This is a genomic window from Erythrobacter longus (assembly GCF_000715015.1).
GTDB lineage: Bacteria > Pseudomonadota > Alphaproteobacteria > Sphingomonadales > Sphingomonadaceae > Erythrobacter > Erythrobacter longus.
Genome location: NZ_JMIW01000006.1, coordinates 95,001 through 108,371 on the forward strand (window position 1 = coordinate 95,001; position 13,371 = coordinate 108,371).

A 13,371-nucleotide genomic window follows, 5' to 3' on the forward strand; every position below is an offset into this window, starting at 1 on the left:
CGACCTCTTGCAGGTTCAAGCGGCGATCTTCCTCACTATTCCTTTTATCGCCATGCCGTCCGAGTGGCTCGCGCGGAAGCTTGAATTTCGAAAGCAAGGCCAGGCCAATATGGCAAGCGCGCTTGTCGGGGCGATCACGGCCCTTGCGCTTGCGTGGGAAGGATGGGGCGTGTGGGCACTTATATATGCAGGGCTCGCCATTTTCGTGAGCCGGGCGATTGGCCTTATGATCGTTGCGCGCTTTTGGATCATGCCGGTGTTCAACCCCAAGGGAGCATGGGACCTGTTCACATACGGCGGGACGCTTACCTTGTGTCAGCTGTTCTGGATTATTCAAAGCCAATCAGACGTTGTGATTGCAGGGCGCCTTCTCGATACGCATGATCTTGGGCTTTATACCCAGGCTTTGTTCCTCGCGCTTATTGTAACGGGACGCTTTATCCCACCGATTAACGAAGTCGCACTTGCCGCCTATTCTGAGCTGCACCGGGCGGACAAACCGCTTGGCCCCTACTTCCTTAAAACGGTCCGCCTCGTGATGATGGTCTGCGCGCCTGTATATATAGGCCTCGCGCTCACCGCGCAGCACGTGATCCCGGTTTTGATGGGTGACAAATGGACCGGGCTTATCCCACTTGTTGCGGGGCTGGCGGCTGCAATGCCCGCCTTTGCGTTGCATCTTATATGTTCACCGGTGACCAATGCGATGGGCCGGCCACGCGTCTATCTGTTTACTTCAATCGCCGGCGCGGTGATCTTTCCGGCCATGTTCCTGATGCAAATCGAGAGCGGCGCGATGGGGCTTGTTCATGCGTGGTGGATTTCTGCGCCGCTGCTTTGCGCGCTCACCCTCTCTGTGACCTTGCCGCGCCTTGGGATCACGCCTTTCTCATTGGTGAAGGCCGTTTGGCCGATCGTAATTGCATGCGCCGCATTGATTGTTGCCGTGCTGGCTGTCGAAGCGGCCTTTCCGATCCAAAGCCCATTTTTTGCGCTTCTTTTAAGCGCGGGCGTTGGGGCGAGCGTTTACGGTGCGACCTTCTGGTTCGGATACCGCAAGATCGTGCGCGAGACGTGGGCCCTGCTTCGCAATCCGGATGCGCAAAAGCGGTCAGCCAGCCTCGCTTAAAACCAGACTTAAGCATGTGGGCGCATTTGGGCCTTCCTCGCTTCTCTGATACAACAGATCGCTCACATGCGAAGGATTATGAAATGAGCCTGTCTTGCGCCCTACCCGCACTTGCCGCCAGCCTTTTGGGGGCGAGCGCTTCGGCAGTAGCAGTTGAGCCGCCCGCCACCGGCCAAGGGCTTGACGAACAGGCCGTTGCCCCGGACTTCACCAATCCCGCCACAGAAATCCTTGAGCTTGATGAAGACAGAGCGCGGCGTTTTACGGTTCCCGTGATGATCGAAGGCGCAGGGCCATTCGATTTCATGATCGACACCGGCAGCCAAGCGACCGCCGTCACACACCAGATCAATCGCAGCCTTGCCCTGACACCATCAGGCACAGCGACCCTGGTCGGCATGGCCAGCCGCCGCCCGGTTGATCTTGTCGAGGTTGATACAATGAGCTTTGGTCAACACACGATTTACGATCTTGTCTCACCGGTCCTTGATGCGCGCAATGTGGGCGCGCTTGGCATCCTTGGGCTCGACAGTCTGCAGGATTTCCGGGTGCTCATCGATTTTCGCGAAGAAACGATTGCGGTGCAGGATGTCTCGACCCTCGACAATTATCGCTCAGGCTTTGAAATCATCGTGCGCGCCAATCAGCAGTACGGGCAATTGCTCATCACCGATGCGATTGTCGAAGGGGTGCGCGCGACCGTTATTATTGACACCGGGGCACAGGCGAGCATTGGCAGTCTTGCCTTGCAAGAGAGAATTCGCCGCAAACGCTCAGAGGAGGTCATCACGACCGATGTAAACGGCGTGCAACTGACCGGCGAAATGCAAATGGTGCGTTCGCTGAAAATTGGTGGTCTTGCGCTTAATAATGTCGGTTTGACCTTTGCCGATACACCCGCGTTCGAAGCGCTTGGTCTGGGCGATGAGCCGGTGCTGGCCTTGGGGATGCAGCACCTGCGCATATTTGACCGGGTGGCGATCGATTTTTCCGAAAGCCGGATCCTGTTCGATGTTCCCCGCGATGTGGCGCGCGCGATGCGCCGGGCTCGCACAAGGGGATCGGGCAGCACGCTTCGCCCCTGACCTTATAGACTAAGATAGAGGCGTTAAGCCTTGCGGTTGCGTCGCTCGCTCTCCACATGGACGGGCAATGCCGCCCGATACCGCAACTTCTGATCGACCCACAAAGCCCGTTGATGCTGAAGGTTGGATAACGCTCAAACGTTTCCTTCCCTATCTTTGGCCTGCCGATAATCCCGGTTTGCGGATGCGGATTGTCGTGTCGATGGGTCTGGTGCTGATCGCCAAAGCGGTCATTTTGTCGTTGCCGTTCGCTTACAAAGGCGCGGTCAATGCGATGGAAGCATCGGGTGCAGCACAGGAGATATCGGACGCAGCCCAAGTCGCGATGGCGCTGGTTGCTGCTTACGTTCTTGGCCGGTTCACCTCGCTCCTGTTCGATAATTTGCGCAATGTCGTGTTCGAACGCGTCGGGCAAATGGCAACGCTCAGCCTTGCCGAAGACGTCTTTCACCGCCTGCACCGTCTATCTCTGCGTTTCCACCTGTCGAGGCGGACGGGCGAGGTAACGAAGATCATCGAGCGCGGAACCAAGAGCATCGACATGATGCTCTATTTCCTCTTGTTCAATATCGCGCCCACAGCAATCGAGCTCATCGCGGTTGGCGTCATCTTCTACCTCAATTTCGGTTGGGAGCTGGTGGCAGCGACCGCTCTTACTGTCATCGCATACATCTTAACCACGCGCTGGATCACCGAATGGCGGACCAAATTGCGGCGTGAGATGAATGATCTGGACGGGCAAGCGCTGCACCGCGCGGTGGATTCGCTCCTCAACTTTGAAACCGTTAAATATTTTGGAGCCGAAACCCGCGAAGAACAGCGGTATTCAGGCGCCGCGCGCGCTTATGCCAAAGCGGCGTTGAAATCTGAAAACTCGCTTGCGCTTTTGAACGTCGTCCAATCGGGGATCACCAACGCCCTTATGGCTGGCGCGATGATGTACAGCGTTTGGGGGTGGAGCAAGGGCGAACTTACCGTGGGCGACCTTGTGTTCGTCAACACGTATCTGATGCAGCTTTTCCGCCCGCTTGATCTCTTGGGCTGGGTTTATCGCACCATCCGACAGGGGCTTGTCGATATGGCCCAGATGTTCAGCCTGATCGATACCGAGGTTGAGGTGGAGGACAAACCCGGAGCGCCCGCGCTCAAAGTGGGAGAGCCCAGCATCATCTTCGACAATGTGACGTTTGGCTATGATGATGATCGCACAATCTTGAACGGCCTCAGCTTCGAAGTGCCCGCCGGATCAACGCTTGCCGTGGTGGGGCCATCGGGCGCAGGCAAAAGCACGATTGCAAGGCTGCTTTTTCGTTTTTACGATCCGGGAAGCGGGCGCATTCTGATCGACGGGCAAGACATCGCGCAATGCCAGCAAGACAGCGTCCGCGCGAGCATCGGGATCGTGCCGCAGGACAGCGTTCTGTTCAACGACACGCTTGCCTACAATATCGCGTACGGCGCCGAAGATGCGGATGAAACAACCGTTGAACAAGCCGCGCGCGATGCGGCGCTTATGCCGCTGATCGAACGGCTGGGCGATGGTTTTGAGACGATGGTGGGTGAGCGCGGCCTTAAACTATCGGGCGGTGAGAAACAGCGCGTTGCGATTGCGCGCACCCTTGTGAAAAACCCGCCGATCCTGCTCCTTGATGAAGCGACCAGCGCGCTTGATACCCGCACAGAACAGGAAATCCTCGGCACGCTCAAACGTCTTGCGCGCGGCCGCACCACAATCGCGATTGCCCACCGCCTTTCCACGGTGGCCGATGCCGACCGCATTATTGTGCTCGATCACGGCACTTTGCGCGAAAGCGGCACCCATAGTGAGCTGTTATCGCGAGGCGGGCTTTACGCCGAGATGTGGGCGCAACAAGCCCAGGAAAACCGTGAGGTCGAAGAGATAGGCGAGTAGGCTATTCCTCGACGACTTTGCGCAAATCGGGGTTGGAGAGGTCCAGATCATCGAGCGCAATCACTTCGACATCACCGCGCATCAGTTTCAGATCTTCAAGGAACTTCGCCGCCTCGCCGACAATCACCAGCGTCGCATTATCGGGGTCAACCACGGTGCGTGCAGCGGCGTTGACTGCGTCTTTTTCAACTTCGGCCAGCCGCTGCTCCATCAAGGTTGCATCCGAAGCGGGTAAGCCGTGCAGCAAAAGGCCCGCAACAATGGCGTTAAAACCAGAGCTTGTTTCCATCACCCGGCCGTAACTTCCCTGAAGATACAACTTGCGGCGTGTCAGCAATTCTTCGTCGAAATCCTCTGCATTGAGCTTCGCAATTTCCTCCAGCATGATCGCGGCAACTTCATCGGCGGTTTCATTGCGGGTTTGCGATCTTGCCGTCAGCAGCGAACCATCCTTGCGCCCTTCGATCCGCGAATAGGCGCCGTAGGAAAGCGAGCGTTTGGTGCGAACCTCTTCGAACAATCGCCCGCTCGATCCCCCGCCAAGAACCGCATTGGCAATCTGCAAGGCATCAAAATTTGTCGCGCCGCGTGCCGGTGCACGCATTGCTACAAAAACCGCCGCCTGCCCTGCGCCGGGCATATCAACCACGATTGTGCGAGGCGGCAATGCTTCGCCAGCGGCATCATCGATAATCCGGCCAACGGCATTGGGGCTCACCCAATCACCAAACATCGCTTCGGCAGCGACGATTGCATCATCGGTTGCCATCCCTCCAGAGATCACGATTTTCATCCGGTCCGGGTGGAAGAAATGCTGGCGGTGGTCGAGCAGATCGCTGCGACTGATGTTGGCGAGGCTTGTCGGCGTCCCTTCGGGATGGTTGCCATAAGGGGCGTTGCCGTAAAGCGCACTGCGACCCGCCCTTTGCGAGACGCCGCTTGGGTCTGTCATGGTGACCCGCAAGGTTTCAATCCGGCGGGCGCGTTCACGCAGGAATTCCTCATCAGGATACAGCGCGCCCTTGATGATTTGCGCGGCCAATTCCCCGGCCTCAGCCAGATTGGCAACGGGCGCGGTCAGAGAAAAGGTCGTACCATCGCTGTCCGCTTCGCCTTCGAAACTTGCACCAAGGCTTTCGAACCGCGCGGCAATGGTCTGCGCATCGGTTTCGTAAAACCCGCTCGCTGCAAGGGATGCGGCAAGCTCAGCGATGCCTTGACGCCCCTCGGGATCGGTCTTGCTGCCGCCTGGGAACACCATGGACACGCTTGCGATCGGCACATTGCCGGTTTGGGCGGCGATCACGGGAATGTCATTGGATAGCGCCGCCTCCACCATTTGCGGCGCAGCAAGGGAGGGAACCTTTGCTGGCCCTGGTGGAAGCTCTCTTTCACCCTCAGGCTTGACCGCGCGAATGGGCGCAGAGGCGGCAGGCAAAGTGCCAAAATCGGGCATGGGAAGAGGGTTTGCATAAGCGGCGCGATCTTCGGGACCATTGCGATAGGTGACCGTGACGCGGCGTTCGGGATCAAGGTACCGCTGAGCCACGCGCAGCACATCGCTTGGCGTGACCTGATTGATAAGAACAAGGCCGCGGTCGGCGTAATCAGGGTCGCCGCTCGCCATTAAGGCTTCGCCCAGTTCAAACGCGCGGCCCCTTGCTGTTTCACGGCGGCGAAGCGATGCAGCGATAATCTCGCTCTTGGCTTCGGCGAGCTCTTGCGGGCTCACCAATTCAGAACGAAGCTTAGCAAGCTCTGCATTCAGCGCTTCACCTGCCGCTTCAATCCGATCTGGCCGCGCCAGGGCATAGATGTTCAAATGCCCCACTTCGCGAAACATGGGCGCTCTGCCGGACGCCTCAACCGCCAATCCTTTGCGCACCAGAGCGTTCGCGAGCCGGTTGTTTTCGCCCCCGCTCAAAATGGTCATCAAAACCCGGATCGCGGGCGCATCTGCATGCGTGATCGCCTGGCCTTTCCAAATGCCACCGATAACCGGCAAGGGCACATTGGGCGCGGTCGCATTGATGGTGCGCGGGCCGGTAAGCTCAGGCTCTGTTTGCGCAATCACAGTCGAGATCGGGTTCTTGCGCGCTGGGATGTCTGCAAAATATTCGTCCACCATAGCGCGCAGATTGTTGAGATCGAAATTGCCAGCCACAATCAGGGTCGCGGTATCAGGCCCGTAAAATGCCTCATAAAATGCGCGCGCGTCCTCAAAGCTTGCTGCGTCAAGATCGGCAATCGAGCCAATCCCGGCCCGCCTTTGCGGCATCACGTCATAGGCATTTTCAGGAACAACAAAGCGCTGAAGACGGCCATAAGGCGGGGCGAGCACGCGTTGGCGCAGCTCCTCTTTGACGACGCCGCGTTCGGTTTCGAAGACCTCTTCATCCACTACCAACCGGGCCATCCGCTCGCGGTGGGTCCACAACATCGTTTCAAGATATTGCGCAGGCACTTGTTCGTAATAATTGGTCCGGTCGACCCAATTGGACGCATTGCGCGTGCCCCCCACATCCGCGGTTAGCGAATAGATGAGATTGTAGGGCATGTTCTCGGTCTTGCGGCTGCTGATATGTTCAAACAGATGGGCAAAGCCAGAGCGGCCTTGCGGATCATGCTTCGACCCGATTTCATACCACAGCGAGGTTGTGACCGTGCTCGTGCTGTTATCCTGAACCGCGATAACGCGAAGGCCGTTGTCCAGCGTCCACAAGGTGTAATCAATAGGGGGAGCGACAAGATCAAAATGGGAGTGCTCCCCATCCCCTGCAGGCTCGTGTGGCTGGGCAGGAGCGCTCACCACAAGGCCAAGGGCAGCCGTGCTGGCGAGGAGAATTTTGCGGAGCATCAAGGGGAAGGCCTTTTTGAAAAACGAAAGTCTGGCTGACACTTAAAGCGCCTGCGCGGTGCAGTTTCAACCTTACCCTTGCGCTTTCTCGCTCAAACCTTTGAGAATTGCCATCGCCTCTTCGCGGCAACCCCATGGCACGAACAGGTGGTCGTGGTGGAATGCGGCGATCACATTGCAGGCGATGCCAGCCTCGGCAAGCGCGGTGGACACGGCAGCGCTTAGCCCAACCCCGTCGAGCGCAGAATGAACTTGCAAGGTAATGCGGGCAAAGCTTGCAGCCTCTTTCGCCCGGTCTGCTTTTACAACGAGCGTTGCGCCTTCCGCCTCGCGAATAACCGCAAAAGCTTGCGCCTCAGCGCCCTCACTTGTCCCCTCAACAAACTGCCAGCCGTGATCGTCCAGCATCGCCGGTTCCATGCCAGCCAACATTGCGTGAAGGTCGCTGACGGGACCCGTCGTCATTACAAAATATACTTCGACAGATCGCTGTCCCCGGCAAGCTCACCCAGCCGTTCATGCACGTAAGCAGCATCGATTTTCACCGTCTCGCCTTCGTGCTCTTCAGCCTCAAAGCTCACCTCTTCGAGCAGCTTTTCCATCACCGTTTGCAAGCGCCGCGCACCAATGTTCTCAATGCTTTCATTGACCTGCGCCGCGATGGTCGCAACCGCTTGGATCGCATCTTCGGTGATGTCGAGTTCGACCTTTTCGGTAGCGATCAGCGCGCGGTATTGCTCCACCAGATTGGCTCTGGTTTCGGAAAGAATGCGCACAAAGTCCTCTTGCGTAAGAGCGCGAAGGTTCACTCGGATCGGCAAGCGTCCTTGAAGCTCTGGCAACATATCCGACGGCTTTGCCACATGAAACGCGCCGGATGCGATGAACAGCACGTGGTCGGTTTTCATCGGGCCATATTTGGTCGCCACGGTCGTCCCTTCGATGAGCGGCAGAAGATCACGCTGCACGCCTTCACGGCTGACCGAGCCGCCGCGCACATCAGAGACGGCAATTTTGTCGATTTCATCAAGGAAAACGATGCCATTCGTCTCTGCATTGGCAAGCGCAGTGCGGCTGACGTCCTCGTCATCGAGGCGCTTGTCTGCCTCTTCATCGACAAGCTTGTCCCACGCTTCGGGCACGCGCATTTTCTGGCGCTTGGTTTTGGCCTTGCCGAATGCCTTACCCATCATATCCGACAGGTCGATCATCTGCATATTACCGCCCATATTGCCCATATCGAACGGCATTCCGCCCCCGGTATCAGCAACGTCGATCTCGACCTCAACCTCGTTCATCGCGTTTTGAACGATGCGTTCGCGGAAACTTTCGCGGGTGGCCTCTGATGCATTGTCGCCGACAAGCGCGTTGAGCAAACGCTCCATCGCGGCCTCACTCGCCGCCTCGCGCACGCTTTCGCGGCGGCGCTCTTTTTCAAGACGGATCGCTTCTTCGACAAGGTCACGCGCAATCTGTTCAACGTCGCGGCCAACATAGCCAACCTCGGTGAACTTGGTCGCTTCAACCTTTACGAAAGGTGCCTCGGCCAGTTTCGCCAAACGCCGGCTGATCTCTGTTTTACCACAGCCGGTTGGGCCAATCATCAGGATGTTCTTTGGCGTCACCTCATTTTTAAGCTCAGGGCCAAGTCGTTGGCGCCGCCAACGATTGCGCAGCGCCACGGCAACCGCGCGCTTGGCTTCTTTTTGGCCGATGATGTGTTCGTCCAATGCAGCGACGATCGCCTTTGGGGTGAGGTTGTCCATATCAGTCCTATGATTTCTATTCACGCGCGCCCGTTCGAGCGGCGCGGTTCAGACGGTTTCGACCGTCAGATTTCCATTGGTGAAGACGCAAATGTCGGCGGCCACGGCCATCGCCTTGCGCGCAATCTGTTCCGCATCGTCCTCATAATCAGCCAGCGCGCGCGCCGCAGCCAAGGCATAGTTTCCGCCCGAACCAATCGCCGCAATCCCGCCCTCGGGCTCCAGCACATCGCCATTACCGGTCAGAACCAGAAGGCTCTCGTCATCGGCAACGATCATCAATGCTTCGAGATTGCGCAAGTATTTGTCGGTGCGCCAATCCTTGGCAAGCTCGACGCTGGCGCGCAAAAGCTGACCCGAATATTGCTCGAGCTTTTTCTCAAGCCGTTCAAACAGGGTGAAGGCATCGGCAGTCGCACCGGCAAAGCCAGCAACGACTTTACCGCCCTCGCCGATCCGGCGCACTTTGCGCGCATTGGGCTTCATCACGGTGTTGCCCATGGAAACCTGACCATCGCCAGCGATGACGACTTTGTCGCCGCGTTTGACGCCGATGATGGTGGTGCCGTGCCACTGGATCAGGCCGTGGCTTGCCGCTTTATCGTTCATAGCCCACGATATGGGGATGCGGGATAAACCGTCAAGATTGGCAGGCCTTAAGGGCCACCTGCACCCGGAACACCAGCACCGCCAACCTGTCCGATATTGCCGAACAGATCTTCGAGGAAGCCGCGCTCCCGGCCAAGGGTTGGTGTCTTGTTGCCGTCCGGTTGAAGGAAGACAACTTCGTCGATGCCCTTGGTTTCAACAGAGGCCACATTGCCCGCATCATCGAACCGCACAGTCAAAACCGCGTGTTCTTGAATGCGTGGGCGCACAAAGGGACGCCGGCCAGTGACGCTGGAGATATAGTACCAGGTCTTCTCGCCATATTGGCTTTCATAAGTGGGACGGCCAAGCGCCCCTTCGACCGAGCGGCGGTTGTCGATGCCGGGCTGAACCGTGCTCACCAACACAGGGTCGTTCACAAACCCGCGCGATTCGCGGATGGAAGAACACCCCGCCAAAGCCAGCACAGCCATGCTGACCACGGCCACTTTGGTCATTTTGAAGCTTGGAAATACTGTTCCTCGCATAACGCTCGTTAAATCCCGTCTTGTCCTGCCACTTGCCGCTTTGGGTAAGGGGCCTATATCACCCTGAAGAAGCCTTAAGCCGAACGCCTTAAGCGGTGTATCGGGCGCTGGCAATGTGCGTTCACGCAAAAGTGCTGGAGTTTGCGCGGTGAATTGCGGCTGAATATGCCAGCGCGGCGTAGCTTATATGTTGTCAGGAACCGCATTCTTGCGCCGACCGTTTACAGCGTCATATGAAAACACAAAGCGCGTTTGCCGATGCGCTTTTGAAAGGAAGCCATGTCATTTCTCTCCCGCCTTTTGGGCACTGGCTCTGACCCGCGCGAAGCTGTGCGCCCTTTGTGGCACCGGGTGGTGGAGCTTGCCCGCAAACCGGAATTTTACACCGACTACATGGTCGCAGACACGGTCGCTGGCCGGTTTGATATGATCACGGCGATCCTGTGCGCGGTAATGGTCCGCGTCGAGGCCAGCGAAATGCGAGCGGAAAGCGCGCTTTTGGCAGAGCTTTTCGTTGAGGACATGGACGGGCAACTGCGCCAATTTGGCGTCAACGACGTGGTCATCGGCAAGCGGGTTGGCAAATTGATGAGCGTGCTGGGCGGAAGGCTTGGCGCCTATCGCAGCGCATTCGTCAACAAGGACCACGCCAAATTGACCGATGCAATTTCCCGCAACGTCACCTTTAGCGAGGGCGCGAACGAAGCCGAATGCAGCGCGAAAATCGCCACCGAGCTTCTGGCTCTGTCACAGCGCCTTGCCGAATTTGACGACAAGCAGATCCTTGAGGCAAACCAGATCGCATGAAGCCAGATCGCATGAAGCCAGATAGCGTGAAGCCGGATAGCCTGAAAACCCCGCCCACCAGCGAATTGGAAAGGCTTGTAAGGGTCAAAGGCCTGCCAGCCGAACCGATCGTGATCGAAGCGGATGCTGGCGAGCGTGCGGCATTGGCAAAACGTTTCAGCCTTGCCGGGATCGACCATCTTCACGCCCAGATCGATGTCGAACAGCGCGGATCAGCCATCCGGGCGACCGGTTCGCTAAAAGCGGCCATCCGTCAACTTTGCGCAATTTCGGGCGAGGATTTCCCCGCCCATGTCGATGAGGCATTGGACCTGCGCTTTGTCGAAGAGGGCACTCTTGATCCGGCTTTCGACGAAGACGGCGAGATCGAAGTCGAGCTTGATGCCGAGGATTGCGACGAGATCGAATATTCGGGCGATGCCTTTGATCTGGGCGAAGCGGTCGCGCAAACCCTCGGCCTTGCGATTGACCCCTACGCCGAGGGGCCAAACGCCGACGAAGCGCGCAAGAAAGCTGGGATCGCTAAAGAAGGCGAGGCTGAAGGCCCGCTCGCCGATATGCTGCGGGGGCTGGCGAAGGATTAGGGCAATGCCGCAACTACTAAAACCAGGCTGCGATTTCGGCGTGGCTTGTCACGACCAATTCAGCGCCATTTGCACTTAACCTGCCTGCCAAGCCTGCATCTGCATGCCCACCACCGGTAAATCCAATTGCGAACATACCAGCAGCGCTCGCGGCTCTGATCCCGTTGATACTGTCCTCAATCACAGCGCAGTTCTGCGGCTCTATTCCAAGCTGCTTGGCCGCATGCAGGAAGAGTTCTGGCGAAGGCTTGCCGTTCGTGACGTGGTCCGCCGAGTAGAGATGCGGTTCGAACAGGTCGACCAAACCTGCGATAGCCAGTTTGGCTTTCAGCCTTGCAAATGGAGCAGAGGAAGCAACCGCAACCTCACCGTCAAATGCGCGAATAAGGTCCGCCACGCCGTCAATTGGCTTTAGCTCTGCCTCCATTCGAGGCCATACACGCGCCGTAAGACGCTCGCCAAAATCGTCTGGAAAATGGCCTGCGTATTGCGCGGCATAGTCGGCCCGCAATGCAGCATAAAAGTCGGAATTTGAAAGGCCAACAAAGCGCGACACATAGGTCGCATAGTCATACGTCAGCCCAATTTCCGCAAGTAGCTCACGCTCAGCCGCTATGTGGATGACTTCTGAATCGACCAGAACCCCATCGCTGTCAAAGATCAGAGCCGCACAGTCAGTAAGCTGCATCAAAACGGAATGTCGTCGTCCAGATCATCGTATCCGCCCGAAGCGCCGCCTGAGCCACCAGCAGCGCCGCCGCCTGATCCGCCGCCGGAGCCGCCGCCAGAACCACCGCCGCCTTGGTTCCAGCCGCCGCCGCCTTGACCGCCGCCACCACCGCCTCCAGCACCGCCGCCGTAGCCGCCTCCTTGGCCGCCACCGCCCATTCCGCCGCCGCCGCTAGCGCCGTCGAGCATGGTTAGCGTGCCGCCGAGGCCTTGGATCACGACTTCGGTGGAATAGCGGTCCTGACCGTTTTGGTCCTGCCATTTGCGGGTTTGAAGCTTGCCTTCGACAAAGACCTTCGAGCCTTTCTTAAGGTACCGCTCAACCACATTGACGAGGCCTTCGGAAAAAATCGCGACGGTGTGCCATTCGGTCTTTTCGCGGCGTTCGCCAGTGCTTTTGTCTTTCCAGTTTTCAGATGTCGCAATTCGCAAGTTTGCAACGCGTCCGCCGTTCTGGAACGAGCGGATTTCCGGGTCAGCCCCCAGATTGCCGATCAGCATTACTTTATTAAGCGAGCCCGCCATTTGCGCATTCCTTCCTGTGAAAACTTGGCCCAAAACTGGGCACGGCCTGTAAAGACCGCGAATCTCTTAAGTCTTCATAGGACACAGCGCGAACAGTGGCGAGGCTGCGCGCCACGTTTTCCCAGCCTAGAATTTCAACCGCTAATTAGCGGCTGGGATATCGCAACCGTCCCAGGAAGCGGGTGAGGCTGGGAAGTTCGCGGTCATTGTTCAAAAACTGCGCTTTTGCTTTTTCAAACTTCATCACGCCATCAATCCGGCGGCCCAGAAATTCGTGGGTCTTGGTTTTGCCTTCGCTGTCATCATTGACGAAGACGGCAAGCGTTGCCGAGTAAATCCCGGCGAGGATCGCGCGCTTGGTATAATGGTTGTAATCGGTCGCAGTGTCACCGGCGAGCCGCCACATGATGTCGGCTGAACGCCAGCCCAATTGCAAAGAGCGCGGCGCATTGTGCGGCATTGCCATGACCGAAAGCGCGCGGCGCACGGCCTCATCCACATGCTCCACCGCCTCAAGACGAAACGCGACCAGAGTGCGGATGCGTTCGCGGATTTTAAGCTCAGCCAGCCGGTCTTGCGGCCATGCCTCTTCCATTGCCTGATCGACATGGGTGACCCATGCCTCAATCATATCCATCGATTGCGACATGCCGCTGGGAAAGGCCAGCTTTGCCACATCCACATCCGCGCCTGCCATTTCAGCAGCTGCCACAAGGGCGGTTTCATTCCACCCATCAAACACGGCCGACGCCGCGATCTCCGGAGCAAGCGCCACGCGCAGCTCATCGAGGGTCATGTCGGCAAAATCAGGGGTGGCAGTATCGAGAGAGGTCATGGGAGG

General features: G+C 57.8%; 13 protein-coding genes (1 of these 13 cut by a window edge). 5 read left to right on the forward strand and 8 right to left on the reverse strand.

The annotated features are described in order from the left end of the window. From EH31_RS12660 to EH31_RS12670, 3 genes are all read left to right on the forward strand, one after another. Positions 1 to 1,129 carry the 3' portion of a lipopolysaccharide biosynthesis protein gene (locus EH31_RS12660; RefSeq protein ID WP_051699241.1) on the forward strand. Its footprint begins 413 nt before the window's first position, so the window shows 1,129 of its 1,542 coding nt (coding positions 414-1,542); its start codon lies off the left edge, out of view; the stop codon is at positions 1,127 to 1,129. An 83-nt stretch (positions 1,130 to 1,212) separates the two neighbouring features. Beyond that, complete coding sequence (locus EH31_RS12665; protein WP_034961260.1) at positions 1,213 to 2,214, forward strand: retroviral-like aspartic protease family protein; 1,002 nt, start codon at positions 1,213 to 1,215, stop codon at positions 2,212 to 2,214. A 67-nt stretch (positions 2,215 to 2,281) separates the two neighbouring features. Continuing rightward, a complete protein-coding gene (locus EH31_RS12670) occupies positions 2,282 to 4,126 on the forward strand; it encodes an ABCB family ABC transporter ATP-binding protein/permease (RefSeq protein ID WP_034960851.1) in 1,845 nt (614 codons plus the stop codon). A 1-nt stretch (position 4,127) separates the two neighbouring features. On the opposite strand, the gene EH31_RS12675 is transcribed toward EH31_RS12670, so the two are convergent. The 5 genes from EH31_RS12675 to EH31_RS12695 all read right to left on the reverse strand — a co-directional run bounded on the left by EH31_RS12675 (position 4,128) and on the right by EH31_RS12695 (position 9,855). Then, positions 4,128 to 6,983, reverse strand: a complete 2,856-nt coding sequence (locus EH31_RS12675) for a M16 family metallopeptidase (protein ID WP_034960853.1) — start codon at positions 6,981 to 6,983, stop codon at positions 4,128 to 4,130. Between the two features lie 72 nt (positions 6,984 to 7,055). Next, positions 7,056 to 7,448 (reverse strand): ACT domain-containing protein, encoded by a 393-nt coding sequence (locus tag EH31_RS12680; protein ID WP_034960856.1) that lies wholly within the window; start codon positions 7,446 to 7,448, stop codon positions 7,056 to 7,058. After that, entirely contained in the window at positions 7,448 to 8,749 is a 1,302-nt protein-coding gene (gene hslU, locus EH31_RS12685; protein ID WP_034960858.1) for an ATP-dependent protease ATPase subunit HslU, read from the reverse strand. Before hslU ends, EH31_RS12680 begins: the two co-directional genes overlap by 1 nt. A 48-nt stretch (positions 8,750 to 8,797) precedes the next feature. Then, the gene (gene hslV / locus EH31_RS12690; protein WP_034960861.1) at positions 8,798 to 9,358 is read right to left on the reverse strand and encodes an ATP-dependent protease subunit HslV; all 561 of its coding nucleotides are present in this window, start codon (positions 9,356 to 9,358) and stop codon (positions 8,798 to 8,800) included. Positions 9,359 to 9,405: 47 nt separating this feature from the next. Continuing rightward, positions 9,406 to 9,855: an outer membrane protein assembly factor BamE gene (locus tag EH31_RS12695; RefSeq protein ID WP_034960864.1), complete on the reverse strand. Its 450-nt coding sequence runs from the start codon at positions 9,853 to 9,855 to the stop codon at positions 9,406 to 9,408. A gap of 309 nt (positions 9,856 to 10,164) precedes the next feature. On the opposite strand from EH31_RS12695, the gene EH31_RS12700 reads away from it, so the two are divergent. Together EH31_RS12700 and EH31_RS12705 are read left to right on the forward strand one after the other, a co-directional pair. After that, positions 10,165 to 10,692: a ubiquinol-cytochrome C chaperone family protein gene (locus EH31_RS12700; protein WP_034960867.1), complete on the forward strand. Its 528-nt coding sequence runs from the start codon at positions 10,165 to 10,167 to the stop codon at positions 10,690 to 10,692. Then, complete coding sequence (locus tag EH31_RS12705) at positions 10,689 to 11,276, forward strand: YceD family protein (protein ID WP_241765922.1); 588 nt, start codon at positions 10,689 to 10,691, stop codon at positions 11,274 to 11,276. The genes EH31_RS12700 and EH31_RS12705 overlap by 4 nt, the downstream gene beginning before the upstream one ends. 16 nt (positions 11,277 to 11,292) lie before the next feature. Here EH31_RS12705 and EH31_RS12710 read toward each other — a convergent pair whose 3' ends face one another. The 3 genes from EH31_RS12710 to EH31_RS12720 form a co-directional block, all read right to left on the reverse strand. Further along, positions 11,293 to 11,964: an HAD family hydrolase gene (locus EH31_RS12710; RefSeq protein ID WP_034960869.1), complete on the reverse strand. Its 672-nt coding sequence runs from the start codon at positions 11,962 to 11,964 to the stop codon at positions 11,293 to 11,295. Continuing rightward, a complete protein-coding gene (gene ssb, locus EH31_RS12715) occupies positions 11,964 to 12,530 on the reverse strand; it encodes a single-stranded DNA-binding protein (RefSeq protein WP_034960870.1) in 567 nt (188 codons plus the stop codon). Before ssb ends, EH31_RS12710 begins: the two co-directional genes overlap by 1 nt. Before the next feature lie 145 nt (positions 12,531 to 12,675). Then, the gene (locus tag EH31_RS12720; RefSeq protein ID WP_034960872.1) at positions 12,676 to 13,365 is read right to left on the reverse strand and encodes a COQ9 family protein; all 690 of its coding nucleotides are present in this window, start codon (positions 13,363 to 13,365) and stop codon (positions 12,676 to 12,678) included. Between the last annotated feature and the right edge of the window lie 6 nt (positions 13,366 to 13,371).

Coding starts and splice junctions, on each gene's coding strand:
- EH31_RS12665 (WP_034961260.1), top strand. CDS start 1,213: ATGAGCCTGTCTTGCGCCCTACCCGCACTTGCCGCCAGCCTTTTGGGG.
- EH31_RS12700 (WP_034960867.1), top strand. CDS start 10,165: ATGTCATTTCTCTCCCGCCTTTTGGGCACTGGCTCTGACCCGCGCGAA.
- EH31_RS12675 (WP_034960853.1), bottom strand. CDS start 6,983: ATGCTCCGCAAAATTCTCCTCGCCAGCACGGCTGCCCTTGGCCTTGTG.
- EH31_RS12720 (WP_034960872.1), bottom strand. CDS start 13,365: ATGACCTCTCTCGATACTGCCACCCCTGATTTTGCCGACATGACCCTC.
- hslV (WP_034960861.1), bottom strand. CDS start 9,358: ATGAACGATAAAGCGGCAAGCCACGGCCTGATCCAGTGGCACGGCACC.
- ssb (WP_034960870.1), bottom strand. CDS start 12,530: ATGGCGGGCTCGCTTAATAAAGTAATGCTGATCGGCAATCTGGGGGCT.
- EH31_RS12695 (WP_034960864.1), bottom strand. CDS start 9,855: ATGACCAAAGTGGCCGTGGTCAGCATGGCTGTGCTGGCTTTGGCGGGG.
- hslU (WP_034960858.1), bottom strand. CDS start 8,749: ATGGACAACCTCACCCCAAAGGCGATCGTCGCTGCATTGGACGAACAC.
- EH31_RS12710 (WP_034960869.1), bottom strand. CDS start 11,964: ATGCAGCTTACTGACTGTGCGGCTCTGATCTTTGACAGCGATGGGGTT.
- EH31_RS12670 (WP_034960851.1), top strand. CDS start 2,282: ATGCCGCCCGATACCGCAACTTCTGATCGACCCACAAAGCCCGTTGAT.
- EH31_RS12705 (WP_241765922.1), top strand. CDS start 10,689: ATGAAGCCAGATCGCATGAAGCCAGATAGCGTGAAGCCGGATAGCCTG.
- EH31_RS12680 (WP_034960856.1), bottom strand. CDS start 7,448: ATGACGACGGGTCCCGTCAGCGACCTTCACGCAATGTTGGCTGGCATG.